Below are 25,308 nucleotides of genomic sequence, written 5' to 3' on the forward strand. Positions count from 1 at the left end.
TCATGGCAGAGCGCTTCGACCGGATCTGGCACAATGCCCGGCTCGCCACGCTGCGGGCCGACCGTCCCGATCTCGGCGAGATCGAGCATGGCGTGATCGCCGCGCGCGGCGGCCACATCGTCTATGCCGGCGCTGCGGCGGATTTCCCTGGCGATGTCGACGCGATCGAGCGGATCGATTGCGAGGGACGCTGGATTACGCCAGGCCTCATCGACTGCCATACGCATCTCGTCTATGGCGGCAACCGCGCGCACGAATTCGAGTTGCGCCTGAAGGGTGCGAGCTACGAAGAGATCGCGCGGGCCGGCGGCGGCATCGTCTCGACGGTCGCAGCGACGCGCAAGGCGAGCGAGGCCGAGCTTGTCGCAACCGCGCTGCCGCGGCTCGATGCGCTGATCGGCGAGGGCGCCACCACGGTCGAGATCAAGTCCGGCTACGGCCTCGATACCGAGACCGAGATGCGGCAGCTGTCCGCCGCGCGCAGCCTCGGCGCTCAGCGGCCGGTTGCGATCCGTACATCCTTCCTCGGCGCGCACGCCCTGCCGGTCGAAGCCGACGGCGACAAGGATCGCTACATCGATCTCGTGTGCAAGGAGATGCTGCCCGCCGTCGCAAAGGCTGGCCTCGCCGATGCCGTCGATGCCTTCATGGAAGGTATCGCGTTCTCGGCCGAACAGACGGCGCGGGTGTTCGAGACGGCGCGGGGGCTGGGCTTGCCGGTCAAGCTTCATGCCGATCAGCTCTCGAATCTCGGCGGCGCTGCGCTCGCGGCAAGATTCTCGGCGCTCTCCGCCGATCATTTGGAGCATACCGACGAGGCCGGCGCCGCCGCGATGGCGAAGACGGGTACGGTTGCCGTGCTGCTGCCCGGCGCCTTCTACTTCATCCGCGAGACGCAAAAGCCTCCGGTCGAAGTGTTCCGCAAGCACGGTGTGCACATGGCGCTCGCGACCGACTGCAATCCCGGCAGCTCGCCGCTGACCTCGCTGCTGCTCGCCATGAACATGGGCGCGACGTTGTTCCGGATGAATGTCGCCGAATGCCTCGCAGGCGTCACCCGCGAAGGCGCGCGTGCGCTCGGCGTGCTCGCTGAGACCGGCACGCTTGAGGCCGGCAAATGGTGCGACCTCGCGATCTGGGACATCGAGCGGCCCGCCGAGCTGGTCTACCGCATAGGCTTCAATCCGCTGCACCGCCGGGTATGGAGGGGGCAGTGACGGAGCAGGGCGCAGCCATCGTCGTCAAGCCGGGAACGGTCAGCCTCGACGATCTCGCGCGCGTGCTTGCGGGCGCGTCCGTCGTGCTCGATCCTTCTTTTTGGCCCCGCGTGGATGCTGCGGCGGAGATCGTCGCGAAGGCAGCGCACGCCGCGGCGCCCGTCTATGGCATCAACACCGGCTTTGGAAAGCTGGCCTCGAAGCGCATTCCGCCCGATCAGACCACGCTGCTCCAGCGCAATCTCATCGTCTCGCATTGCTGCGGTGTCGGCCCGGCGACGCCCGAGCCGATCGTCCGGCTGATGATGGCGCTGAAGATCATCTCGCTCGGGCGCGGCGCCTCCGGCGTCCGCCGCGCGGTGATCGAGCAATTGCAGGCCATGCTGGCGCGCGGCGTCTACCCGCTGGTGCCGCAGCAGGGCTCGGTCGGCGCCTCCGGCGATCTTGCGCCGCTAGCGCATATGACTGCCGTGATGATCGGCGAGGGGCAGGCGATTGTTGACGGGGAGACTGTATCCGGCAGCGAAGCGCTCGCCGCTGCCAGCCTTACGCCACTGACGCTCGGCCCCAAGGAGGGCTTGGCGCTGATCAACGGCACGCAGTTCTCGACCGCCTACGCCATCGCCGGCGTGCTGCGTGCATTCCGCCTGATCCGCGCCGCGCTTGTCACCGGCGCACTGTCGGTTGATGCGGCAATGGCCTCCACGGCGCCGTTCCGTTCCGAAATCCAGGCGCTGCGCGGCCATGTCGGGCAAACCGCCGCGGCCGCGACGCTGACCGCACTGCTCGACGGCAGCGATATCCGCCTGTCGCATCTCGAAGGCGACGAGCGCGTGCAGGATCCTTATTGCCTGCGTTGCCAGCCGCAGGTCGGGGGTGCGGCGCTCGACCTGATCACGCAGGCCGCACGCACGCTGATCGTCGAGGCCAATGCCGTCACCGACAATCCGCTGGTGCTGGTCGAGACCGGTGAGATCGTCTCCGGCGGCAATTTCCACGCCGAGCCGGTGGCGTTTGCCGCCGACGCCATCGCGCTTGCACTGTCGGAGATCGGCGCGATCAGCGAGCGGCGCATTGCGACGCTGGTCGATCCCGCGCTCAATTTCTGCTTGCCGCCGTTCCTGACACCCGATCCCGGCCTCAACTCCGGCTTCATGATCGCCGAGGTGACGGCGGCGGCGCTCTATGCCGAGAACAAGCAGCGGGCGCTCGCCTGCTCGATCGACTCGACGCCGACCAGCGCGAACCAGGAAGACCACGTCTCGATGGCCGCGCATGCCGCGCGGCGCCTCTCCGATATGGCCGACAATCTCGCCGCCATCTTGGGGATCGAGCTGCTGGTCGCAGCCCAAGGCATCACGCTGCGAGCGCCGCATGCGACCAGCGCGCCGCTCGTTGCCGTCATTGCAAAGCTTCGCGAGCAGGTGCCCGCGCTCGGCGCTGATCGCTACATGGCCGGCGATCTCGCCAAGGCCGCTGCGCTGATCGAAGCCGATGCGTTGCCGGCCGCGGCGATCGCCAGGCTTTCAACCGATCCGTTTCCGAAACTTGACTGAACAAGACTTGACTAAGGGGTGTTCCGCATGAACCGCCGACTGGACAATGACCGCACGATCCGTGCTCCCCGCGGCAGCGAGATCAGCGCCAAGAGCTGGTTGACCGAAGCGCCGCTGCGCATGCTCATGAACAACCTCGATCCTGATGTTGCGGAGCGCCCAAGCGAGCTGGTCGTCTATGGCGGCATCGGCCGTGCCGCGCGCGACTGGGAGAGCTTTGACCGGATCACCGCGGCCTTGCGCAAGCTCGAAGCCGACCAGACGCTGCTGGTGCAGTCCGGCAAGCCGGTCGGCGTGTTCCGCACCCATGCCGATGCGCCGCGCGTGCTGATCGCCAACTCCAACATCGTGCCGCACTGGGCAACGCTGGATCATTTCAACGAGCTCGACCGCCAGGGGCTGATGATGTACGGCCAGATGACCGCGGGCTCCTGGATCTATATCGGCAGCCAGGGCATCGTGCAGGGCACTTACGAGACCTTTGTCGAGGTTGGTCGTCGCCATTACGGCGGCAGCCTCGCCGGCAAATGGATCCTCACCGCCGGTCTCGGCGGCATGGGCGGGGCGCAGCCGCTGGCCGCGACCATGGCCGGCGCCTCGATGCTCGCGGTCGAGTGCCAACCGAGCCGCATCGAGATGCGCTTGCGCACCGGCTATCTCGATCGCCAGGCCGCTACGCTCGACGAAGCGCTGGCGATCATGGAAGAGGCCAAGAAGACGAAGAAGGCGGTCTCGGTCGGCCTGCTCGGCAATGCCGCCGAGATTTTCCCGGAGCTGGTCCGTCGCGGCGTCAAGCCCGACATCGTCACCGACCAGACCAGCGCGCATGATCCGATCAACGGCTATCTGCCCAAGGGCTGGACGCTCGCCGATTGGGAGACCAAGCGCGCGTCCGATCCGAAGGCGGTCGAGCGCGCCTCAAAGACCTCGATGGTCGAGCATGTCCAGGCCATGCTGGATTTCCACGCTCAGGGCATTCCGACGCTCGACTACGGCAACAACATTCGCCAGATGGCGCAGGACATGGGCCTGAAGAACGCCTTCGATTTTCCCGGCTTCGTGCCGGCCTATATCCGCCCGCTGTTCTGCCGCGGCGTCGGACCGTTCCGCTGGGCCGCGCTGTCGGGCGATCCCGAGGACATCTTCAAGACCGACGCCAAGGTCAAGGAGCTGATGCCTGACGACAAGCATCTGCATAATTGGCTCGACATGGCCAAGGAGCGAATCAAGTTCCAGGGCCTGCCGGCGCGGATCTGCTGGGTCGGCCTCGGCGATCGCCATCGCCTCGGCCTCGCCTTCAACGAGATGGTGGCGCGCGGCGAGTTGAAAGCGCCGATCGTGATCGGCCGCGATCATCTCGACAGCGGCTCGGTGGCAAGCCCGAACCGCGAGACCGAGGCGATGAAGGATGGTTCGGACGCGGTGTCCGACTGGCCCTTGCTCAATGCGCTGCTCAATTGCGCCAGCGGCGCGACCTGGGTCTCGCTGCATCATGGCGGTGGCGTCGGCATCGGCTATTCCCAGCACGCCGGCATGGTGATCGTGGCCGACGGCACGCCGGAAGCGGCGAGGCGCATCGAGCGCGTGCTGTGGAACGATCCCGCGAGCGGCGTCATGCGCCACGCTGACGCAGGTTACGACATCGCGATCGATTGCGCCCGCGACAAGGGGCTCGACCTGCCGAGCCTGGCGTAGTAGCTGCGGCTCTCTCTTTTACCTCTCCCGTAGGGAGAGGTCGGATCGCATCGTGAGATGCGGTCCGGGTGAGGGGTTTCGGTCCCTCTGAACACCGCGGCCCCTCACCCGGATTGCTGCGCAATCAGACCTCTCCCGCTGGGGAGAGGTGAAGTCAAGCGCCGTGCCACGACGTATTACCCAGCAGCTTCGGCATCGTCGTCTTGGCGCCGTCCATGAAGGTCTGGACGGCGTCGCGGACGATCGCGTCGAGATCGGGCGGGATCGGCGTCTCGTAGATGAACTTGCGGATCGCGAGATAGAAGATTCGGCCGTGCAGGCCCCAGAACAGCTCGGTCTCACGCTCGCTCAGCGGTCGGGCCTTTGCATCCGGCAGTTTCAGATCGTGGCGCAGCTCGGCTGCAGCCGGCTCGATGATCTCGCGCCTGACGATGTCGAGATAGCGGCCGGTGATGCCGAACGACTTCATGCCGGAGAAGACGAAAATCCGCACCCAATTGTACTCGAACACGCGTTCGACATAGTCGAGATAGAAGCGCGTCAGCCGCGCCTCGAGCGACAGCGTGCGGTCGCGGATCATCGGCCCCCAATCGGGCGACCAGCGGCTGAGATAGACCTCCTGGTAGACGCGTTCGATCAGCGCTTCCTTGCTGGGGAAGTGGCGATAGATCGCCGAATGCGTGATGCCCATGCGCTTGGCGAGTTCGCGGGTCTGGCCTTCAAAACCATGTTCGGCGAAGAAGCGGATCGCCTCCTCGACGATCGCGCGCTCGCGGTCGGCCGCACGCATGTTGCGGCGCTTTGGCGCGGACTTTTCGGTCTCGGCCCGCTTGCGGACTGGTCGTTTCGCTGACTTCTGCGCTTTTCTGGCCATTTCGTCGCTGAATCGGACTCTCCATCGCTTTCTTAGCCTAAAGCTGCATTTGTGACCAAATGGTCATTTCCTGTTGACCGCCTTCCAGCGGCGTGTCAGGATTTTGAGACCAGATGGTTACAAATCTGGCATCCCGGCTGATGAGCCGACGGATCTCGAGGAAACGGCGGTGAAGGCGAGGGCTTTCAGCTATTTTCGTGCTGCGACGATCGACCAGGCGCTGGATGCTCATGCGCGCGCTGGCGATGATGCGCGCTTCATCGCCGGGGGGCAGAGCCTCGTGCCGGCGCTGTCACTGCGGCTCCAGGCGCCGCGGCTGCTGATCGACATTACCCATATCGACGCGCTGCGCGGCGTCAGGCGCGACGGCGGCTATTTGCGCATCGGCGCGCTGACGCGGCATTGCGAGATGCTGAGCGAGCCGCTGATAGCCGAGTTCGCCCCGCTGCTGCATGCGGCGGCGCCCTTCGTCGCCCATCCCGCGATCCGCAATCGCGGCACTTTCGGCGGTAGCGTTGCGCTGGCCGATCCCGCGTCCGAATTTCCTGCGATGACGCTGGCGCTCGATGCGGAGATTGAGATTGCTGGCGCTTCGGGCGGCCGACGCATCAAGGCCGACGACTTCTTCCTCGACCTGTTCGAGACCGCTTTGCAGCCCGGCGAGCTGATCACTGCTGTCTTCGTCCCGCTGTTCAAGGCCGACCAGCGCTTTGCGTTCGACGAACTGGCGCGGCGGCGCGGCGACTATGCGCTGGTCGGCTGCGGCATGCTTGCGACTTTCACCGGCGAACGCGTTGACGACATCCGTATCTCCTTCTTCTCGGTCGGCAATACGCCAACGCGGGTGAAGGGCGCCGAGGCGACCCTGATCGGATCGAGCCTGGATGCGGAGCGTATCGCCGCTGCCCAGGCCGCGCTTGAAGGCGACCTCGCGCCGCCCGACAGCGACGAGGTGCCGCCCGCGATGCGGCTGCATCTCGCCCGCGTGCTGCTCGGCCGCCTGCTCGGACGTCTGGGCGAGGGCGCATGAATCATTCTGACGAGACCCTGCTGGATGACGCGGACGAGACCGTGCGTGTCCGCCTCGTCGTCAACGGTCGGAAGGTCGCCTGTGAGGTCGCGCCGCGTGAGACGCTGGTGGATTGTCTGCGCAATTCGCTCGAGCTGACCGGCACGCATGCCGGCTGCGAGATGGGGGCCTGCGGCGCCTGCCTCGTGCAGCTCGACGGCCGCGCCGTGCATTCCTGCCTGATGTTCGCGGTCCAGGCCGACGGTGCGGCCATCAACACCATCGAGGGCCTCTCCGACAGCGGCCTGATCGCCGACCTCCAGGCCGAATTTCATCGCCGCAACGCGCTGCAATGCGGCTTCTGCACACCGGGCATGCTGATCAATGCCCACGAGCTGCTGTCGCAAGTGGCGCAGCCGAGCCGCGAGGAGATCCGCGACGCGCTGTCGGGCAATTACTGCCGCTGCACCGGCTATGAAGCGATCGTCGACGCCATCGACGCCGTAGCGAAAGCACGCAGCGCTGGCGGAGGCGCCACATGATCGCGCCTCTGACCTCGCTTGATCGCCCCAATTCCTATATCGGCCGTTCGGTGCCGCGGCCGAACGCCAAGCGGCTACTCGCCGGACGGGGCCGCTATATCAGCGACCTCAAACTGCCGCGCATGCTCCATGCAGCGTTCCTTCGGAGCCCGCATGCGCACGCGAAGATCGCTGCGATCAATGCCGATGAGGCCCGCGCGCTCGAAGGCGTGCATCTCGTGGCCACCGGTGAGGATCTCGCAAAAATTTGCATGCCCTGGACCGGCACGCTCGACCATTTCAGGGGCATGACCTCGGCGCCGCAATTGCCGCTGCCGGTCGATCGCGTGGTCTGGACAGGGCAGGCGGTCGTCGCGGTCGTTGCGGAGAGCCGCGCGATTGCCGAGGATGCGCTGGAGTTGATCGAGGTCGATTACGAGGATCTTCCGCTCGTCGTCGACATCGACGGTGCGCGCGAGGTTGGTGGTCCGGTGATCAATTCCGGCAGCGCCAACAATACCTGCTTCCATGCCCAGTTGGATAGCGGCACCGTCGACGTCGCCTTCGCGAGTGCGGCGCACGTCGTGGAAGAGGAATTCACCTTCGGCCGCCATACCGCGGTGACCCTGGAGCCGCGGGCCATCGTCGCGGACTACGATCCAGCCGCCGGTACGCTCACTGTGCATCACGCGACGCAGACGCCGTATCAGTTTCAGGACCTCTACTCGCGGCATTACGGCATCCCCGAGGCCCGCGTTCGCGTGATCGCGACCGACATCGGCGGCTCCTTCGGGATGAAGCTGCATGTCTATCACGAGGACATGGCCGTGGTCGGCCTGTCGATCCTGCTCGGTCGCCCGGTCAAATACGTCGCAGATCGCATCGAGTCTTTTGTCTCCGACATTCACGCCCGTGACCACCGCGTCCACGCCAGGATGGCGCTCGATGCCAAAGGCGAGATCCTGGCGATGGACGTGCTGGACTTGACCGCGATCGGGGCGTTCTCGACCTATCCGCGCACCAGTGTGGTCGAGGGCAATCAGGTGATCCGACTGATCGGCGCGCCCTATCGCTTCAAGAACTATCGCGCCACGCTCGAGGTGATCTTCCAGAACAAGGTGCAGACCAGCCAGTACCGCGCCGTCGGTCACCCCATCGCCTGCGCCGTCGCCGAGCGGCTTGTGGACATCGCGGCGGCGAAACTCGGCCTCGACCCCTTCGCAATCCGCGCGCAGAACGTCATCGCCGACGACGCCTATCCGCAGACCTCGCCGACCGGCTACCGCTTCGAGGCGCTGTCGCATCAGGCCTGTTTGAAGCGCCTGCATGACATCATGGATTACGACGGCTTACGCGCCGAGCAGGCTGACTTGCGCAAGCGCGGCATCTATCGCGGCATCGGGATTGCGACCTTCGTCGAGATCACCAACCCGAGTCCGGCCTTCTACGGCGTCGGCGGTGCGCGGATCTCCTCGCAGGACGGCGCCATTCTCAGCTTGACCCCGTCGGGCGAGGTGCGCTGCCTGATCTCGGTTACCGAGCAAGGGCAGGGCACCGAGGCGATCATCAGCCAGATCGTCGCTGATCAGCTCGGCCTCGCGCAGGAGCACGTCAAGGTGATCACCGGCGATACCGAGGTGACACCGCATGGCGGCGCCACCTGGGCCTGCCGCGGCGCCGGCATCGGCGGCGAGACCGCACTCCAGGCGACGCGCGCGCTCAAGCGCAACATTTTGGAGATCGCCGCACTCATTCTCCAGGAGCAGTCCTCGGCGCTCGACATCATCGACGGGCACGTGGTTGACGCGGCGACCCGGAACCAGCGCATGCCGGTCGCCGAGATCGCGCGCATCGCCTATTTCCGCTCCGACACGCTGCCGCCGGGCACCCAGGCGCAGCTCACCGTGAGCCATCACTTCGCGCCGCAGGGCTATCCCTTCGCCTTCACCAACGGCATCCAGGGCTGCTCGCTGGAGATCGATGTCGAGACCGGCTTCATCAGGGTGCTGAAGCATTTCATCGTCGAGGATTGCGGCCGTGTCATCAACCCGATGCTGGTGGACGAGCAGCTCCGCGGCGGTATCGTGCAGGGGCTGGGCGCCGCGCTGTTCGAGGAATGCCGCTACAGTGACACCGGCCAGCTCATGAACGGCTCGCTCGCCGACTACCTCGTCCCGATGCCGATGGAGATGCCCGACATCGTCATCGCCCACGTCGAGACGCCGACTGCGGACACGGTGCTCGGCGCCAAGGGGGTCGGCGAGGCCGGCACGGCGGCGGCGTCCGCCTGCGTGCTCAACGCCGTCAACGATGCGCTCGCGCCATTCGATGCCACGATCAACTCGGTGCCGATCACGCCCACCAAAGTCCTGAAAGCCCTGAAGCGATTCTAGAAAAAAGACAGTTGGAGGAAATCATGCCCAAATCCGGTTCGACGTCGAAGATAACCCGCCGCACTGCGCTCGCCGGTCTCTCGGCCGGCGCGGCACTCCTCGCCATGCCCCGGCTCGGCCGCGCGGCGGACGAGACGATCCGCATCGGCTTCCCGACGCCGCTCACCGGCCCGTTCGCCGCCGAAGCGCGCGATCAGGTCAAGTGCGCCGAGCTCGCCGTCAAGCTCGTCAACGACAAGGGCGGCATCGGCGGCCGCAAGGTCGAGCTCCTGGTCCGTGACGACAAGCTCAACGCCGGCGAAGCCGCGACCCGGACGCTGGAGCTGATCGAGAAGGACAAGGTTCACGCCGTGGTCGGCGCACTCTCCAGCGCGGTGCAACTCGCGGTCAACGAGGTCACCCGCGCTCGCGGCGTGATCTACGTCTCGATCAGCCAGTCCGACACCATCAACGAAGCCAAGGATTTCAGCAAATACACGTTCCACGAAGCGCTGAACCCGCACATGACGACGGCGGCGGTGGCGCGGCAGACGCTGAAGAAGGGCATGAAGGTCGCGCATCTTGTGGCGGATTATGCCTACGGCCATGAGATGCTGCGCGGCTTCAAGCGCGCGCAGGCGGCGATCGGGGCGGACAATGTCGGCGAGATCCTGCATCCGTTCGGCGCGGCCGACTATTCCACCTTCATGCCGCGCCTGATGTCGATGCGGCCGGACGTGCTCTGCATCTCCAATTTCGGCCGCGACCAGGCCAATGCGATCAAGCAGGCCGTGGATTTCGGCGTGAAGCAGCAGATGAAGATCGTCGTCCCCGTGATCCTGCACAATCAGCGCCTCGCCGTTGGTCCCGACGTGTTCGAGGGCGTGGTCGGCGGCGCCAATTACTATTGGGGCCTTGAGGGGCAGAGCAAGTCGGCAGCCGCTTTCAACGCGGCGTTCAAGGCCGCCAATGGCGGTGCGATTCCGACCGATTACGGCGCCTATGGCTATTCCGGCGTCGGATCGCTGCTCGCGGCCATGCAGGCCGCCGGTGGCACCGACACCGACAAGGTGGTCGATGCCCTCGAGAAACTGCAATACGATCTGACCAAAGGCCCGCAGCACTATCGCAGATGCGACCATCAATCGGTGCAGTCGGTGCTGGTGCTGGAGTCCAAGAAGAAATCGGCCATGACGGGCGACAACGACCTGTTCGCCATTCTCGCCAACGACGCCGGCTCCGACGACATGCTGCGCAGCTGCAGCGAGCTCGGCCACGCGACCTAAGTCTTGTGACGATGGACCTGTCGCTGATCATCATGCAGCTTCTCTCCGGGATCGCCCTTGGGGCGGTCCTGGTGATCACTGCGCTTGGACTGACGATCGTGTTCGGCATGCTCGGGGTGGTGAACTTCGCGCACGGCGCGCTGTTCATGATCGGAGCCTATGCGGGCCTCTATCTGGCGTCGCTGACTGGAAGTTTCTGGTGGGGATTGCTGCTTGCGCCCATCCTGATCGGCGCCTTCGGCATGCTGATCGAGTTCGTCCTGATCCGCAGGCTCTATGGACGCTCGATCGACGATCCGCTGCTGTTGACCTTCGGCCTCAGCTACATCCTCGTCGAGGGCGTGCGCATCGTGTTCGGCAGCGACGGCATTCCGTTCCCGACCCCGCCGCAATTGATCGGCGTGGTCGATCTCGGCATCGGCTTCTTCCCGCGTTACCGCCTGTTCGTGATCGCGCTGGTGGCGGTGGTGCTGCTGGTGCTCTGGCTGACGCTGGAGAAGACCCGCGTCGGCCTGATCGTGCGCGCCGGCGCCCGCGATCCCACCATCATGCAGGTGCTCGGCGTCGATATCGGCCGGGTATGGCTTGCGATCTTCGGCCTCGGCGTCGGCCTCGCCGCGCTCGGCGGCGTGCTGGCCGGGCCCATGCGCAGCGTCAATCCGGAGATGGGCTCGCTGGTGCTGGCGGAAGCTTTTGTGGTTACCGTGATCGGTGGTCTCGGCTCGATCGTCGGAGCCGTCGTTGCCGGCCTCATGGTCGGCATCTCCATCAGCATGGTCGCGCTGTTCGCCCCTGAGATGGCGACCATCGTCATGTTCGCGCTGATGGCGGTGGTGCTGCTGATCCGCCCGCAAGGCCTGTTCGGCGTGAGGGGGAGGACCGCGTGACGGGATCATCGAGCGGCGAAGCGACCGCCACATCCTCGTCCGGCGCGATGGGCTGGCTCCTCGAGCAGCGTGTGCTGCTATCCATCGCCGTGCTGGCCGTGCTGCCTTGGCTGCTGCCGTCCCAGGCGCTGGCCGTCAACGTCCTGATCTACGGCGTCGTGGTGATGGGCTACAATTTGCTGTTCGGCTACACCGGGCTGCTGTCATTCGGCCAGGCGGCGTTCTTCGGTGCCGGGGCTTACTTCACGGGCATTGCGATCGGCCGCTACGGTGTGCCGTGGTTCGCCGCGGTGCCGATTGCTGTGCTGCTGAGCACCTGTCTTGCCGCCGCGATCGGTATCGTCTCGACCCGCACGCGGGGCATCTATTTCTCGATGGTGACGCTCGCGCTCGCCCAGCTGGTCTATTACGTCGCGCTGCAGGCCTCGTTCTTCACTGGGGGCGAGAACGGCCTGCGCGGCTTCACAGTCGACCGGATCAGCCTGTTCGGCCTTCAGGTCAATTTCCTCGATCCCGTCAACAAATACTACGTGCTGATGGCCTTCGCGGCGCTGGCGATGTGGTTCCAGTCGCGCATTCTCAACTCGCCGTTCGGGGCCGTGATCGAAGCCATCCGCGAGAACGAGCAGCGGGCTCGGGCCTGCGGCTATGACGTCGAGCGCAGCAAGCTGATCGTGTTCATGCTGTCGGGCGCGATCTCCTCGCTCGGCGGCTGCATGCTGGCGCTGCACTTGTCGATCGTGCCGCTGGACATCCTGCACTACCAGACCTCCGGGATGATCGTGATGATGGTGCTGCTCGGCGGCGCTCGCAGCTTCTTCGGGCCCTTCGTCGGCGCGGCGAGCTTCCTGATCCTGGAGGACGTCATCTCGCTCTGGACGCCGCATTGGCAGATCTTCGTCGGCGCGATCTTCGTGCTGTTCGTGCTGTTCCTGCCCAAGGGTATCTGGGGCACGCTGCTCGATACGCTTCGTATCGGAAAGGCGCGGCCATGACCGGCGAACTGCTCCGCGCCGAGGGCATCGGCAAGCATTTTGGCGGCTTCGTCGCGCTTGAGGGCATCACTGTGTCCTTTGCAGCGGGACAGCTCACCTCGATCATCGGGCCGAACGGAGCGGGCAAGAGTACCTTCTTCAACATTCTCTCGGGTGCCCTGGCCCCGACCTCGGGCAAGCTGCACTTCAGAGGAATTGAGCTCAACGGCCTGCCGCAGCACCGCTTAGTGCACCAGGGCATCTCGCGCTCCTACCAGATCACCAACATCTTCCCTGACCTGTCCGTGCACGAGAATGTCCGCGTCGCGGCGCAGGCGCTCACCGTAAGCTACGATATCTGGCGGAGCCGCGCCCGGCTGACTGAGCTGAATGCGCGGGCCGATGCCGCACTGGAGGCCGTCGGGCTCCTCGGCAAGCGCGGCGAGCTGGCAAAATTCCTCTCCCACGGTCAGCAGCGCGCGCTGGAGATCGCGATCGCACTGGTTTCCGAACCGGAATTACTGCTGCTCGACGAGCCGACCGCCGGCATGGGGCCGGAGGAGACCAAGGACATGGTCGCGCTGCTCGAACGGCTCGCCGACAAGCGCACCGTGCTGCTGGTCGAGCACAAGATGAAGATGGTGCTGGGTCTGTCCAAGCGGGTCGTGGTGCTGCACCACGGCCGCCTGCTTGCGGACGGCGCGCCCGACGAGATCAGGAGCAATCCGGAAGTCCGCCGGGTTTATCTCGGACAGAGTGAAGGCTATGGCTGAGACCGCGCTGCTCGAAATCAATGACCTCCACGCCTGGTATGGCACGAGCCATATCCTTCACGGCATCTCATTGCAGGTGAATCCGGGCGAGGTGGTCGCACTCGTTGGTCGCAACGGCGCGGGCAAGACCACGACCCTGCGGGCGATGATGGGGCTGATGCCAAAGGCGGCGGGGCGCGTGCGCTTTGCGGGCAGGGACCTCCTGCCGCTGCGTGCCCATCAGCGGTTTCATCTAGGCTTGGCGTACGTGCCTGAGGAGCGCCGTATCGTCCCGGGCCTGTCCGTGCGCGAGAATCTCCGGCTTGGCCTCGTCGCCGGCGGCGATATCGATGAACGCGCCGCCATCGACGAAATCGCGGAGACATTTCCACGCTTGAAAGAGCGCCTCGAGCAGGAAGGCGTGACGCTCTCAGGCGGCGAGCAGCAGATGCTGGCGATCGCACGCGCCCTGATCGCGAAGCCGAAGATGATTCTGCTCGACGAGCCCTCTGAAGGGATCATGCCCGTCCTGGTCGAAGAGATGGGCGTGCTGTTCCGCCGCTTGCGCGACGAGGGCAAGACGTTGCTGCTGGTCGAGCAGAACGTCGAATGGGCCCTGCGCCTCGCCGATCGCGCTGTCATCATCGACCAGGGTGAGGTGGTGCATCAGAGCAGCGCCGCGGCGCTGCTGGCGGACAAGGACATTCAGGAGCGCTACTGCGCGGTCTGATGAGCCTCAGGCCACGACCTTGGCCGCTCCACCATCGAGCCGTTGCCGCTCGGTCGCCAGGTAGTCGCCGATCGCATCGCCCGGCATCGGTTTTGCGAAGTAATAGCCCTGGATGTAATCGCAGCCGAGGCGGCGCAGGGTGTCGAGCTGCGCACGAGTCTCGACGCCTTCGACGACGCAGGCGATCTCCATGTCGTCGCACAGACCTGTCAGCGACCTGATGATCTTGTGGCTGACGGGATTCTCGTTGATGTCGGCGACGAAGCTGCGATCGACCTTGATCTTGTCGAGCGGCAGCCGGTGCACATGGCTCAGCGAGGAATAGCCGGTGCCGAAATCGTCGAGCGAGATGCCACAGCCCATCGCCTTCAGCGTCGCGATAGACTGCTGCGCGCGCACGAAGTCGAAAGTGACGGCGGTCTCGGTGATCTCGAAATCGATCCGGTGCGGCGGCAGCCCGCTCGTCTCGATGATCGAGATCAGCGGCAGGATGCCCTCGACCGCGCAGACATCGTGGGCGGAGAGGTTGAACGACAGACGGACGTGGTCTGGCCAGGTCTTCGCCGTCGCGAGCGCGCGCGCCAGCAGCGCCTGCGTCAGCGGGCGGATCAGGCCGATGCGCTCGGCGGCCGGAATGAAATCGGCCGGCGAGACCAGGCCGAGGCGGGCGCTGTGCCAGCGCGCCAGGACCTCGAAGCCGGCGGTGTGCTCGCTCATGGCCTCCACGATCGGCTGGAACACCAGGTCCATCTCGGTGCTGAAATCGGCGGTGCGCAGCAGGGTCTCGATGACGCCGCGGCTGCGGATCTCGGCCTCGAGCTCGCTCGAGAAGATCACGGTGCGGCCGCGCACATGGCGTTTGGCGTGATAGAGCGAATAGTCGGCGCATTCATACAGCGCTTCTGACGTTGTCGCGGAATCCGGGAACAGCGCAAAGCCGATCGAGCAGGACAGGCCGGTATGGGCCGTGTCGAGCTGGTAAGGCAGCTTGACCTGCTCGCCGATGCGTTCGCCGAGCCGCGTCAGGTCCGCATCGTCAGGGTCGCCGCATACGACGAGGCCGAACTCGTCGCCGCCGAGCCTTGCGAATTCGACACGCTGCGGACCAAAGCCTTCGCAGACCTCGCGGATACGCCGGCCAGCCTCGATCAGGACGCGGTCGCCGACCGAATGGCCGTAATTGTCGTTGATTGGCTTGAAGCCGTCGAGGTCGATGATGCCGACCGCGACGCGAACCTTCCTGCGCTCAGCGTCGATGAAAGCACTCGACAGCTCGGCGAAGAAGCGGCGGCGGTTCGGCAGCTCGGTGAGCGAATCCAGATTGGCGAGACGGAAATTCTCGTCCGAGAGCGCCTGCGTCGCCGCCTGCTGTGCGAGTAGGGATTTGCGGCTGGCGACGAGATCGGCGAAGTCGCGATAGTAGATGACCAGCACGGTCACCATCGCGCCGGAAACCAGAAGGTTGTTGACGGCGATCGCCTTCAGGGTTGGCTCGCCGGTGGCCCAGAAGAACAGCACATAGGGCACGTCGACGACCAGCGTGACGATCAGCGCCGCCGAACGCAGATGCATCAGTGAGAAGATGCAGCCGATCACGGTGACGGCCATGTAGAAGGCGACCTGGCTTTTGGCGAAGGGGTCGCCGTAAGGATAGAGCGCGAACGACCACGCGGTGAAGCCCGCGCCGATCGGCAGCGTCATCCAGTTGGTGGCGCGCAGATTGCGCAGGATGTCGGCATCGCTGCGCACGAGATGACGCTGGCGCAGCCACCAGATGGTCCGGAGCGCCGCAAGTACGGTCAGCACCGAGGGCACGACCATCGTCAGCCAGTCCGGCGCCACGTTAACATAGGTATAGGCGACGGCGATCGTGTTGCTCATGAGGATGAAGTAGAGCAGCGGGATCTGCTTGGAGAAGGCGTCGAACTGCGCGCGCGTCAGGTCCGGATTGTCGGCCGGCACGCGAAACAGCCGCATCGCGGCGGCGAGGTGAGACTTCAAATCGGCGACAGGCATTGCAATACGGCCCCGGATCCCCTCAAAATGCAGGCGATCTTGCACGGCTCGGGTAAAGAGCGCGTTAGATGGGAACCGGACCAAAAGCGCGCGCAAGTTGCGCGCTACCGCGGCGATCTTCCGGCCGCGTGTATTGGTGAGACGGCGTTAAGGATAGGTGGCGGAGGGGCGCGTCCGGATGACGAAAACCCCGCGAGAACCGCAGCTACGTTCTGCTAACCATAGGCATCGGTGCGACGCGCGGCCGCGCATCGCGGGATGCCGGTCCACCTCTCCAGGAGGGAGAGGTGGAGGCTGCTGTCACTTCGCAGTTTGAAGCGCCGCCGTCTGCTTGGCGAGCTGCTTGTCGAAATCCTCCGACAGGGTCGTCGCGTAGGTCGTGAGTTCGCCCGGCTTGACGAACGGGTTTGGCGCGCCCTCCTTCATCTCCGCGCGCTTGGCCTGCATGCCGTAGACTTCCGGATGCGGTCCGAGCAGCACGTCGATCTTCATCGCCTTCACCTTGGCATAGGTCGCGCGGTAATCGTCGACGATGCCGGGATAGGTCGGCTGGCCGACCAGCCTGTTCAGCGCCACCGTTCCGCTACAGAAGAACAGCACGTCGCGATCCTGGCTGCCGTCCTTGACGGTCATCTCCCAGCTCGTGCAGCCCGGCGAGTGGCCGGGGGTCGCATGCGCCGTCAGCGTGGTGTCGCCGAGCGTGACCTTGTCGCCTTCCTTCACCGTGCGGTCGACCTTCACCGCGGGGAAGGTGAGGTCCGCGTTCTTCTCGTCGCCGGGGTAGTAGCCGCCTTCGAGGAGCGGCTTGTCGCGCTCGCCGGCGATGAGCTGCGCGCCGGTTTCCTTCTTGATCTCGGCGAAGCCGCCGGTGTGGTCGAGATGGGCGTGCGTGTTGAGGATGATCTTGATGTCGGCGACCTTGAAGCCGAGCTTGGCGATGTTGTCCTTGATCATGCCGGTCGACTGCGACATCGCCGTATCCATCAGGATCAGGCCCTGCGAGGTCTTGATGACGTACACGGCGATGCCGTCGGTGCCGACATAGTAGATGTTGCCGATGAGCTGGAACGGCTCGAACGGCGCCGTCCACTTCTGCATGACCGTTGCCAGAAAGTCCTTGATGGTCTGCGCCTGCGCGCCGGTTGTGAGGAACGCCAGCGCACACAGCGCGGCCGTAAGCTTTCTCATGGTTGCCTCCCGAGTGTTCTTGTCGTTTCGGCCAGACGCGGCATCTGCGCGGCGCGGCCGGTGCGCAAGCTACGTCGTGCGGAGGACGGCAGCAACGGCATCACGCTCTCAAATTTTCGCTGCATGCGCGGAATAAGGGGCGCCGCCCGGTTTGAGCATGGGGCCATCGCTGCAATGCGGCCGCTTGCTGTTTGACCCGGCATCGGCGGCCCGGCATACTTTGCTTCAAGACGGGCCAGCAAGACTCGTCGGCACGGGGAGCTGAAATGACCAATCCATTGTTCGTCCTTGCGGGGATGCTGATTTCCGTCGTCTCATTCTTGTCGATCGCGTCGGCCCAGCCGGTCTGCGTCACACAGAACATGGCCGTGCCGCCTGGTGCCAACACCACCGACAAGGCCGCGCCCTTCTTCATCGACACGACAGGCCTCGATTTCAAGACGGCGCCGCCGACGCGGGATCCCTTCAGCGCCAACTACCCGCGCGCGACCGAGCTGCCGGACGGGACGCTGCCGCCGCCAGGCGCCGAAGGCAATTTCATCATCGGCCCCACCCACAATCCCGCGCCGGAGACGATCGCAAAGGAAGGCGTGCCGCGCGGCACGACGAAATCCTTCACGTTGTCATCGAAAGAGAGCACGGTCTACAATCCCGGCCTGATCCGCGACGACGTCGCGGGCTGCACCAACTCCTCGATCATGACGACGGTCACCGCGCCGGACGACAAGTCGCACATGATCGTCACCACCAGCCATCCCGGTGTCTGGTCGCGCACGATCGACGTCTACGTGCCGGCGCAATATGTGCGCGGCTCCGAGGCGCCGTTCATCGTGGTCGGCGACGGCGGCTCCAACGCCTACAAGGATCTCGCCACCACGCTCGACAATCTGATCGCGCAACGCCGCGTGCCGCCGATGATCGCGATCCAGATTGGCAATGGCGGGCAGGACGCGCAGGGCAGCCAGCGCGGCCGCGAATATGACGCGGTGTCGGGCACCTATGCGCAGTTCGTCGAGCGCGAGGTGCTGCCGCTGGTCGAGAAGAACGCCGACGTCAAGCTGACGAGGAATCCCGACGGACGTGCGACGATGGGATTGAGCTCGAGTGGCGCGGCCGCCTTCACCATGGCCTGGTTCTTTCCCGATCTCTATCACCGCGTGCTGGCCTTCTCGCCGACGATGGTCAACCAGCAATGGCCGCATGACCCGTCCCTGCGCGGCGGCGCCTGGGAGTATCACAGCGCATGGACGGGGCCGGTTGGTCCCAATTTGATCTCCAAGGCAGGTGTGCTGACGCCGGCCGAGCCGCCCGGCGTGCCCCTGATCGTCGCCGCGCCGGCCAAACCGATCCGCTTCTGGTTCTTCGGCGGCGACCAGGACCTGTTCTATCCGAACCCCACCATTCCCGACGGCATGCACGACTGGACCTTGTCGAACGCGCTGATGGCCAAGGGGCTGGCGGAGAAGGGCTATCAGTACCAGTTCCTGTTCGTGCGCAACGCCAAGCACGTCGATCGCCCGACGATCGCGCAGACGCTGCCGTCGGCGCTGGAGTGGGTCTGGAAGGGTTATCCGATCCCCTGAGTGCAGACGCTTAACGCCCGATCGTCACGCCGGCGGTCGAGCGCATGGCGTCGCGGAGGCTGGTGGCGTTCATGTCGTCGAGCCTTTGACGCGTCAGCACGGTGGTCTGGCCGGGCGTGTTGAGGAAGGTCTCGCCGCGCGAGGAGGACAGCCGGTCGGCCTTGTAGGGCGCTGCGGGATCGATCGCGGCCGCCGTTGTCGGCACATGGCGCGGCCGTTTGCCGGACGCCGCAAAAGCTCCTTGCGAGACGCAGAGAGCAGCGATCACGACCAGTCGCGATGATGTTGCGAACATGCGGTGTCCCATATCCAGGGTGTCAGCCTGGCATATGGCGAGCGCGATCGCAGATGAAAAGGGTCAGGCGAGGGCGGCCTGGCGTTCCCGCACCGCCTCACGGACGGTCTTCACGGGTTCGGCGAGCCGGGTGAAGCTACGCTTGTCCACCTGCGCGGGCGCTTCGACGATGACGCCCTCACAGACAATCTGCCCGCCGAGCATCTTGAATTCCAGCTTGTCGTAGCGCGGCATCGTCTCGCCGGGCGCGGGCGGCAGCAGTCCGATCCGGCCCTGGATGTTCAGCGTCGCATCGCCGGTGCCGTGAAGCCGCGGATTCCACATCCTGATCCCGGTCTCCGCCCAGCGCTGTCGGATCAGCGCGGCACGGTCGGCGGGTTCCGTGACCCTTGTGCGGGTCTTCGGTGCGCGGAGAATTTCCGGAACGGGAGACTCGAGGACCGGCTCCGGCGCGCTCTCGGCGACGCCGCTGGTTGCGTCGGCGGAAGAGTCCTCCGCCGCGACCACCATGACGGGGGCAGGATCGTTGACGGCGACCGGCTCGATCTCCGCCGCGACGCTGGGAGCGGGATCGCTGTCGATGTTGCTCTCGGAGACATCCAATGCCTTGTCATCGGCGCACGCGACACACGAGCCGTCGTTAGCGGCCGGCGCGTCAACCACGAGAAGGTCGGGGGTGGGATCGTCGGCGACGAGAAGAACGGGAGCATCAACCACGTCGATCGCGACATCGACCGACGCGACCAGAGTCTCCTCCGCGACGATGGGCTCGATCTCGATCGCGACATCGAACGATGGAACGCTGCCAATGACAGCCTCGGGAGCATCGGCCGGCTCGCTCGCAACCTCGATAGGCGAGACCGGTGCCTCCTCCACGATGACGGGCTCGATGCTCGCAAGCACTTCCGCCGGAGGATCGTTGCTGACGACTTCGGGAGCCTCAACCGCGTCGATCGCAACATCGACCGACGCGACCAGAGTCTCGTCCGCGGCTGCATGCTCGAACTCGGTCGCGAGTTCGTACGATGGAACGCTGCTGATGTCAGCTTCAGGAGCATCGGCCGGTTCGCTCGCAACCTCGATAGACGAGACCGGCGTCTCTTCCGCGATGACGGGCTCAATGCTCGCCAGCAGTTCCCCGGGAGAATCGCCGCTGACGACTTCGGGAGACTCATCCTGCTCGCTGGCGGCATCGATCGGCAGGACCGAAGCCTGCTCGACCACAACCGGATCGGCCTCAGTGGGCATATCCCGGGAGGGTTCGTCGTTGATGCTGATATCAGCTGGCGTGGCTGACGGACTCTCCGCGGTGACGGAGATCGTGGGAGCGTCCTCGGCTACGGGAGTCGTGGCCGTGATGTCGGCCTGGCCATGTAATGGTTCGGCGCTGCTCGTGTCGAGCGTCGGAGCGGCTTCCGCGACGTCGGCAAGGATGGCTGGCGAGTCGCTTGCTGCGTTCGCCGCGACGTCGATGGTTCCGCTGTGCGGCAAGGGCCGAAGTCGGGTGAACGCCCATTTCACCGCAGGAATGCGGCGCAGCAACGATATCAGTCTCGAAAGCACTGGGAGTTGTCCAAGAGGTACTCGGCGTGAGGCAATCGCTGATTCGTCAGCAATATGAAAAACTGCCCCGCCTGTCACACCGATGTCAATCTGACTGGGACCAATTGCAGAACATCCACACGTGCCGTGCAGGTGAGATTGCCGTCGGCACTTGCAGCGATGGCCGGCCGGATCGCGCCCGGGCTGGATCAACCGTCGGGGTTCCCTGTGCAGTTCGCCTGACATAGCTTGGAGCACCCGAAATCCAGGTCCGAGGACGACGCAATGAGGAAGCTTGCCGCCATCGCAGCGGTTCTGTTCTGGTCGACATGCTCATTCGCGCAGGATCGCAGCATCACCGTGGCCTCCACGACCTCGACGGAGCAGTCTGGCCTGTTCGGCTATTTGCTGCCGCTGTTCTCGAAGGCCGAGGGCATCGAGGTGAAGGTCGTCGCCGTCGGCACAGGTCAGGCGCTCGACATCGGACGGCGCGGCGATGCGGATGTGGTGTTCGTCCATGACAAGCCGGCCGAAGACAAGTTCATGTCCGAAGGGCAGGGCGTGAAGCGCTTCGACGTCATGTACAACGACTTCGTCATCGTCGGCCCGAAGGCTGATCCCGCGAAGATCGCCGGCGGCAAGGACGTCGCGGATGCCTTGCGCAAGATCGCGGCAGCGAAAGCGCCGTTCATCTCGCGCGGCGACAAGTCCGGCACGCATGCGGCCGAGCTGAGATTGTGGAAAGAAGCGGGCATCGACATCGCCGCCGGCAAGGACAGCTGGTATCGCGAGATCGGCCAGGGCATGGGCCCGGCACTGAACATGGCCTCGTCGGCGAATGCCTATCTGCTGTCGGATCGCGGCACCTGGCTGTCGTTCAAGAATCGCGGCGAGCTTGCGATCCTGACCGAGGGCGACAAGCGGCTGTTCAACCAGTACGGCGTCATGCTGGTGAATCCGGAAAAGCATCCGAACGTGAAGGCGAAGGACGGGCAGGCCTTCATCGACTGGCTCGTCTCGTCGAAGGGGCAGGATGCGATCGCCGGCTACAAGGTCGGCGGGGAGCAGCTATTTTTCCCCAACGCGTCCCACTAGCAGGAAAGCGACGGTCGACACCGCGACGCTGAGCGCGAGCAGGATCAGCCCGAGCCCGAGCGCCAGCGGCAGGTCGCCCTTGCTGGTCTCCAGCGCAATCGCCGTCGTCATCGTGCGCGTGAAGCCGCGGATGTTGCCGCCGACGATGATGATGGCGCCGACCTCGGCGATGGCGCGCCCGAACGCGGCGAGAAAGGCGGTCAGCAGCGAGGTCCGTCCCAGCGCGAACAAAAGCGCCATGCTGCGCAGGGCCGACAATCCGTCGATCCGCGCGAGGTCGCCATACTCCGCCCACAGCAGGCTCGCCGGCCGGTGCACCAGCGCGACCACGATCGGTGTGGCGAGCAGGGTCTGCGCGATCACCATGGCGGTCGGCGTGAACAAGAGGCCGGCAGCCCCGAGCGGACCGGACCGCGACAGCAACAGATAGAGCGCGAGCCCGACCACGACCGGCGGAAGGCCGAGCAGCGCATTGGTCAGCACGATGATGACCTGCCGCCCGCGGAAACGGGTGATGGCAAGCAGGGCCCCGAACGGCGCGCCGATCAGCAGCGCGACGATGCTGGCAGTCAGGCTGACACGCACGGACAACGCGACGATGCCGAGTAGTTCGGCATCGGCTTCGCCGATCAGCGCGAACGCGGCGGCAACGGATCGCGCGAAATCGTTCATTCGGCCGGGCGCTTCGCCGGCGGGCCGAACGCCTCGGGATCATCGATGTCGAAGCTGCATGATCGCGTCACGGATAGGTCTCTGCTGGTCTGGTCGACATGCACAGAATACCCGCGGGAAGAGATTTGAAAACGCGATTCATTTCAGGAAATGAATTTGACGCCCGGTTATACAGGCCCATCGGACGGAAGCGGAGAAGCGCTCCACGTCTTAGAGGCTGCGGCCCAGAGCCAGCGCGCCGGCAGAACGGCAAGGCCGGCCCCGATGAGTTGACCGGTGATGAACGCCGGAACGCCCCAAGGGCCGATCCCTGCGAACGTATCGGATAGCGAGCGGGCGATGATGACGGCGGGATTGGCGAACGACGTCGAGGACGTGAACCAAGACGCCGATGTGATGTAAAGGCCGACGGAGTAAGGAACGGCATGTCTGTCAATCGAGATCGGGGCGAGCTGCCCCGATCTCGATCTGACGGCCGGCCCTTTGGGGCCTCAACGTTTCACGCTGGCCGCTGCGGAGACCGTCTGCGCTTCGAAGTTCTGCTGCCAGTAGCGCTCGATCTGATCGATCAGGGCGGCGGGCAGGGGGACGTAGTTGAGCGTCTGGGCTTCCGACTTGCCGTTCTCCAGAGACCAGCGGACGAAGTCGATCGCCGCTGCGGCACGCTCCTGTGATTTCGGCATCTTCGGCATCAGCACGAAGGTCGTCGCCGTGATGGGATATGCGTCTTCGCCCGGCGCATTGGTCAGCACGAGATGGAAATCCTTCTCCGCCTTCCAGTCCGCGCTCGAGGCCGCCGCCTGGAACGAGGCGGCGTCGGGAACGACGAAATTGCCGGCTGTGTTCTGCACCACACCGAATGAGATTCGATCGAGCCGTTGCAGCGCGTAGGTGTATTCGAGATAGCCGATCGCGCCCGGAACGAGGCTGACCAGCGAGGCGACGCCGTCATTGCCCTTGCCGCCGAGGCCGAGTGGCCATTCGACCGAGGTGCCTTCGCCGACGCTCGTCTTCCATTGCGGGCTGACCTTCGCGAGATAGTTCGACCAGTTGAACGTCGTGCCGGATCCGTCGACGCGATGGACCACGGTGATCGCCGTGTTCGGCAGGTTGATGTCGGGATTGATGGCGCGAATGGCCGGGTCGTTCCAGGATCTGAGCTTGCCGAGATAGATGTCGGCGAGCACCGGCCCGGTGAAGCGGATCTGGCCGGGCTTGACGCCGTCGATATTCACCACCGGCACGACGCCCCCGATCACGATCGGGAATTGCATCATGCCGAGCCTGTCCAGCTCCTTGGGATCGAGCGGCAGGTCGCTGGCGCCGAAATCGACGGCTTCCTTCTTGATCAGGCCGACGCCGATGCTCGAGCCGACGGCTTGGTAGCTGACAATGTTTCCGGTCTTCGACCTGTACGCGTCGATCCATTTCGCCATCACGGGCGAAACGAAGGTTGAGCCGGCTCCCTTGGTCTCGGCCGCCGGGCCCTGCGTGGCGACGAGCAGAGCGGCGAGGAAGATGGGAAGTGCAATATGTTTTGTCATGTGCGCGACGCTAACAGGTGGGGCACCAGGCTGATGTGGGCTATGTCACAATGGCGTCGCGAAGCATTCGCACTGGCCATTGCGCATCGATTACAGCACACCGTCAGCGGGCACCGCATCGTCCGATTGATGTAGATCAAGGTGGTCCGAACGGGTCGGGCTCAGCCGTCCCCCACTGCAAGGCGCCGGGGGCGAGCACGCGCAAATTCGGAAAAACAACCTGCCAGGCCGCCAAATCTTGCCGTTTCGCGGCCGAATGGCGGCTTTATTCCCGCTTCGGATGCTTTAAGGAAGGGGCATGATCAGGTCGCCCCCGCCCGGCGGCGGTGCTAGACCCTGATACGGGAACAATGGGGCCGGGCCGTACCGGCGCGCCCCGCAAGGATGAAGGATGTGAGGCAATGATCCAGACCGTTGGCATCATCGGGGCAGGGACCATGGGGAACGGCATCGCGCAGGTTTGCGCCGCGGCCGGGCTTTCGGTCGTGATGGTCGACATTTCCGATGCGGCGGTGAACCGCGGAATTTCGACCGTCGGCGGCAGCCTCGAGCGCCTGGTCAAGAAGGAGAAGATGTCGGTGGCCGATCGCGAGGCGACGCTCAAGCGCATCACCGGCACCACCGACCGCGCCAAACTCTCCGATTGCGACCTCGTCATCGAAGCCGCGACCGAGAACGAGGAGCTCAAGGTCAAGATCCTGAAGGATCTCTGCGCCACGCTGTCGCCGCGCACACTGGTTGCGACCAACACCTCCTCGATCTCGATCACCAAGCTCGCCGCCGCGACCGACCGTCCCGATCGTTTCATCGGCATGCACTTCTTCAACCCGGTGCCGGTGATGGCATTGCTGGAACTCATCCGCGGCTTGCAGACCTCCGACGACACCCACGCCAAGGCGCTCGATTTCGCCCAGCGCGTCGGCAAGGTGGCGATCACGGCCAAGAACAGCCCGGGCTTTGCCGTCAACCGCATCCTGTGCCCGATGATCAACGAGGCGATCTTCGCGCTGCAGGAAGGGATCGCGACGGCGGAAGAGATCGACGCCGGCATGAAGCTCGGCTGCAACCATCCGATCGGACCGCTGGCGCTGGCCGATCTCGTCGGCCTCGACACCATGCTCTCGGTGATGGAGGTCTTTTATAAGGGCTTCAACGATCCTAAATACCGTCCGGCTCCCTTGCTCAAGGAAATGGTCGATGCCGGCCATCTCGGCCGCAAGACGGGGCAGGGTTTTTACACTTACGGCACCTGATCATGGTGCAAGCGGCGGGCCTTGCGCGTCCGCCGTCCGATCCCCGCAATTTGCGCCGCGACAAAGACGCCGCGCGCAATTTCATCGAGCTTCCTTCCTTCTCCCCTTGTGGGAGAAGGTGGCGCGAAGCGCCGGATGAGGGGTTAGTTCCGCAGACTCAAACGCTTGAGAGCATGCAGAGAGATACCCCTCACCCGTCTCGCCGCTCCGCGGCGAGCCACCCTCTCCCACAAGGGGAGAGGGAAAG

At 65.0% G+C, this 25,308-nt stretch carries 21 protein-coding genes and 1 pseudogene; 14 read left to right on the forward strand and 8 right to left on the reverse strand.

Features of this window, described 5'->3' with window-relative positions; translation table 11 throughout:
* Positions 1-2: 2 nt before the first annotated feature.
* Genes hutI through hutU form a run of 3 tightly spaced genes read left to right on the forward strand, consistent with a single transcriptional unit; the run spans position 3 to position 4,468 of the window.
* Positions 3-1,217, forward strand: coding sequence for an imidazolonepropionase (hutI, locus tag QA642_RS14550; protein ID WP_283085268.1), 1,215 nt, complete (start codon positions 3-5; stop codon positions 1,215-1,217).
* Positions 1,214-2,773 carry a histidine ammonia-lyase gene (gene hutH, locus QA642_RS14555; protein ID WP_283085269.1) on the forward strand — a complete coding sequence of 520 codons (1,560 nt, stop codon included), beginning with the start codon at positions 1,214-1,216 and terminating at the stop codon, positions 2,771-2,773. Before hutI ends, hutH begins: the two co-directional genes overlap by 4 nt.
* A gap of 27 nt (positions 2,774-2,800) precedes the next feature.
* The gene (hutU, locus tag QA642_RS14560; RefSeq protein ID WP_283085270.1) at positions 2,801-4,468 is read left to right on the forward strand and encodes a urocanate hydratase; all 1,668 of its coding nucleotides are present in this window, start codon (positions 2,801-2,803) and stop codon (positions 4,466-4,468) included.
* 154 nt (positions 4,469-4,622) lie between these two features.
* Here hutU and QA642_RS14565 read toward each other — a convergent pair whose 3' ends face one another.
* A complete protein-coding gene (locus QA642_RS14565) occupies positions 4,623-5,258 on the reverse strand; it encodes a TetR/AcrR family transcriptional regulator (RefSeq protein WP_283085271.1) in 636 nt (211 codons plus the stop codon).
* Positions 5,259-5,511: 253 nt separating this feature from the next.
* On the opposite strand from QA642_RS14565, the gene QA642_RS14570 reads away from it, so the two are divergent.
* From QA642_RS14570 to QA642_RS14605, 8 genes are read left to right on the forward strand one after another with little or no spacing between them, the layout of a single operon-like run.
* On the forward strand, positions 5,512-6,372 hold the full coding sequence (locus QA642_RS14570; protein ID WP_283085272.1) for a xanthine dehydrogenase family protein subunit M: 861 nt from the start codon (positions 5,512-5,514) through the stop codon (positions 6,370-6,372).
* Complete coding sequence (locus tag QA642_RS14575; RefSeq protein ID WP_283085273.1) at positions 6,369-6,893, forward strand: (2Fe-2S)-binding protein; 525 nt, start codon at positions 6,369-6,371, stop codon at positions 6,891-6,893. Before QA642_RS14570 ends, QA642_RS14575 begins: the two co-directional genes overlap by 4 nt.
* The gene (locus QA642_RS14580; protein WP_283085274.1) at positions 6,890-9,265 is read left to right on the forward strand and encodes a xanthine dehydrogenase family protein molybdopterin-binding subunit; all 2,376 of its coding nucleotides are present in this window, start codon (positions 6,890-6,892) and stop codon (positions 9,263-9,265) included. Before QA642_RS14575 ends, QA642_RS14580 begins: the two co-directional genes overlap by 4 nt.
* A gap of 23 nt (positions 9,266-9,288) precedes the next feature.
* Positions 9,289-10,530: an ABC transporter substrate-binding protein gene (locus QA642_RS14585; RefSeq protein WP_283085275.1), complete on the forward strand. Its 1,242-nt coding sequence runs from the start codon at positions 9,289-9,291 to the stop codon at positions 10,528-10,530.
* Positions 10,531-10,541: 11 nt separating this feature from the next.
* Positions 10,542-11,417, forward strand: coding sequence for a branched-chain amino acid ABC transporter permease (locus tag QA642_RS14590; protein WP_027564099.1), 876 nt, complete (start codon positions 10,542-10,544; stop codon positions 11,415-11,417).
* Positions 11,414-12,412, forward strand: coding sequence for a branched-chain amino acid ABC transporter permease (locus QA642_RS14595; protein WP_283085276.1), 999 nt, complete (start codon positions 11,414-11,416; stop codon positions 12,410-12,412). Before QA642_RS14590 ends, QA642_RS14595 begins: the two co-directional genes overlap by 4 nt.
* The gene (locus tag QA642_RS14600; protein WP_283085277.1) at positions 12,409-13,164 is read left to right on the forward strand and encodes an ABC transporter ATP-binding protein; all 756 of its coding nucleotides are present in this window, start codon (positions 12,409-12,411) and stop codon (positions 13,162-13,164) included. The genes QA642_RS14595 and QA642_RS14600 overlap by 4 nt, the downstream gene beginning before the upstream one ends.
* Positions 13,157-13,873, forward strand: coding sequence for an ABC transporter ATP-binding protein (locus tag QA642_RS14605; protein WP_283086890.1), 717 nt, complete (start codon positions 13,157-13,159; stop codon positions 13,871-13,873). Before QA642_RS14600 ends, QA642_RS14605 begins: the two co-directional genes overlap by 8 nt.
* Positions 13,874-13,879: 6 nt before the next feature.
* Here the strand turns inward: QA642_RS14605 and QA642_RS14610 are convergent, their stop codons facing one another.
* Positions 13,880-15,889 carry an EAL domain-containing protein gene (locus QA642_RS14610; protein ID WP_283085278.1) on the reverse strand — a complete coding sequence of 670 codons (2,010 nt, stop codon included), beginning with the start codon at positions 15,887-15,889 and terminating at the stop codon, positions 13,880-13,882.
* A 300-nt stretch (positions 15,890-16,189) separates the two neighbouring features.
* Positions 16,190-17,077, reverse strand: coding sequence for a BJP family subclass B3 metallo-beta-lactamase (blaBJP, locus tag QA642_RS14615; RefSeq protein ID WP_283085279.1), 888 nt, complete (start codon positions 17,075-17,077; stop codon positions 16,190-16,192).
* Positions 17,078-17,343: 266 nt separating this feature from the next.
* Here blaBJP and QA642_RS14620 point away from each other — a divergent pair, with 266 nt between their 5' ends.
* On the forward strand, positions 17,344-18,660 hold the full coding sequence (locus QA642_RS14620; protein WP_283085280.1) for an alpha/beta hydrolase-fold protein: 1,317 nt from the start codon (positions 17,344-17,346) through the stop codon (positions 18,658-18,660).
* A 10-nt stretch (positions 18,661-18,670) separates the two neighbouring features.
* On the opposite strand, the gene QA642_RS14625 is transcribed toward QA642_RS14620, so the two are convergent.
* Together QA642_RS14625 and QA642_RS14630 are read right to left on the reverse strand one after the other, a co-directional pair.
* Complete coding sequence (locus QA642_RS14625) at positions 18,671-18,955, reverse strand: TonB-dependent receptor plug domain-containing protein (RefSeq protein ID WP_283085281.1); 285 nt, start codon at positions 18,953-18,955, stop codon at positions 18,671-18,673.
* 63 nt (positions 18,956-19,018) lie between these two features.
* On the reverse strand, positions 19,019-20,497 hold the full coding sequence (locus tag QA642_RS14630; protein ID WP_283085282.1) for a hypothetical protein: 1,479 nt from the start codon (positions 20,495-20,497) through the stop codon (positions 19,019-19,021).
* Between the two features lie 285 nt (positions 20,498-20,782).
* Between QA642_RS14630 and QA642_RS14635 the strand changes: the two genes are divergently transcribed.
* Positions 20,783-21,592: a substrate-binding domain-containing protein gene (locus QA642_RS14635; protein ID WP_283085283.1), complete on the forward strand. Its 810-nt coding sequence runs from the start codon at positions 20,783-20,785 to the stop codon at positions 21,590-21,592.
* On the opposite strand, the gene QA642_RS14640 is transcribed toward QA642_RS14635, so the two are convergent.
* From QA642_RS14640 to pstS, 3 genes and pseudogenes are all read right to left on the reverse strand, one after another.
* Positions 21,566-22,264 (reverse strand): ABC transporter permease, encoded by a 699-nt coding sequence (locus tag QA642_RS14640; RefSeq protein WP_283085284.1) that lies wholly within the window; start codon positions 22,262-22,264, stop codon positions 21,566-21,568. The two genes, QA642_RS14635 and QA642_RS14640, sit on opposite strands and share 27 nt — an antisense overlap.
* Before the next feature lie 167 nt (positions 22,265-22,431).
* Positions 22,432-22,689 (reverse strand): annotated as a pseudogene (locus tag QA642_RS14645) (aquaporin family protein); the annotation flags it as partial.
* 66 nt (positions 22,690-22,755) lie between these two features.
* The gene (gene pstS, locus QA642_RS14650) at positions 22,756-23,808 is read right to left on the reverse strand and encodes a phosphate ABC transporter substrate-binding protein PstS (RefSeq protein WP_283085285.1); all 1,053 of its coding nucleotides are present in this window, start codon (positions 23,806-23,808) and stop codon (positions 22,756-22,758) included.
* A 401-nt stretch (positions 23,809-24,209) separates the two neighbouring features.
* Between pstS and QA642_RS14655 the strand changes: the two genes are divergently transcribed.
* Complete coding sequence (locus QA642_RS14655; RefSeq protein WP_283085286.1) at positions 24,210-25,061, forward strand: 3-hydroxybutyryl-CoA dehydrogenase; 852 nt, start codon at positions 24,210-24,212, stop codon at positions 25,059-25,061.
* Positions 25,062-25,308 lie beyond the last annotated feature (247 nt).

It is taken from the genome of Bradyrhizobium sp. CB2312, assembly GCF_029714425.1.
Lineage (GTDB): Bacteria > Pseudomonadota > Alphaproteobacteria > Rhizobiales > Xanthobacteraceae > Bradyrhizobium.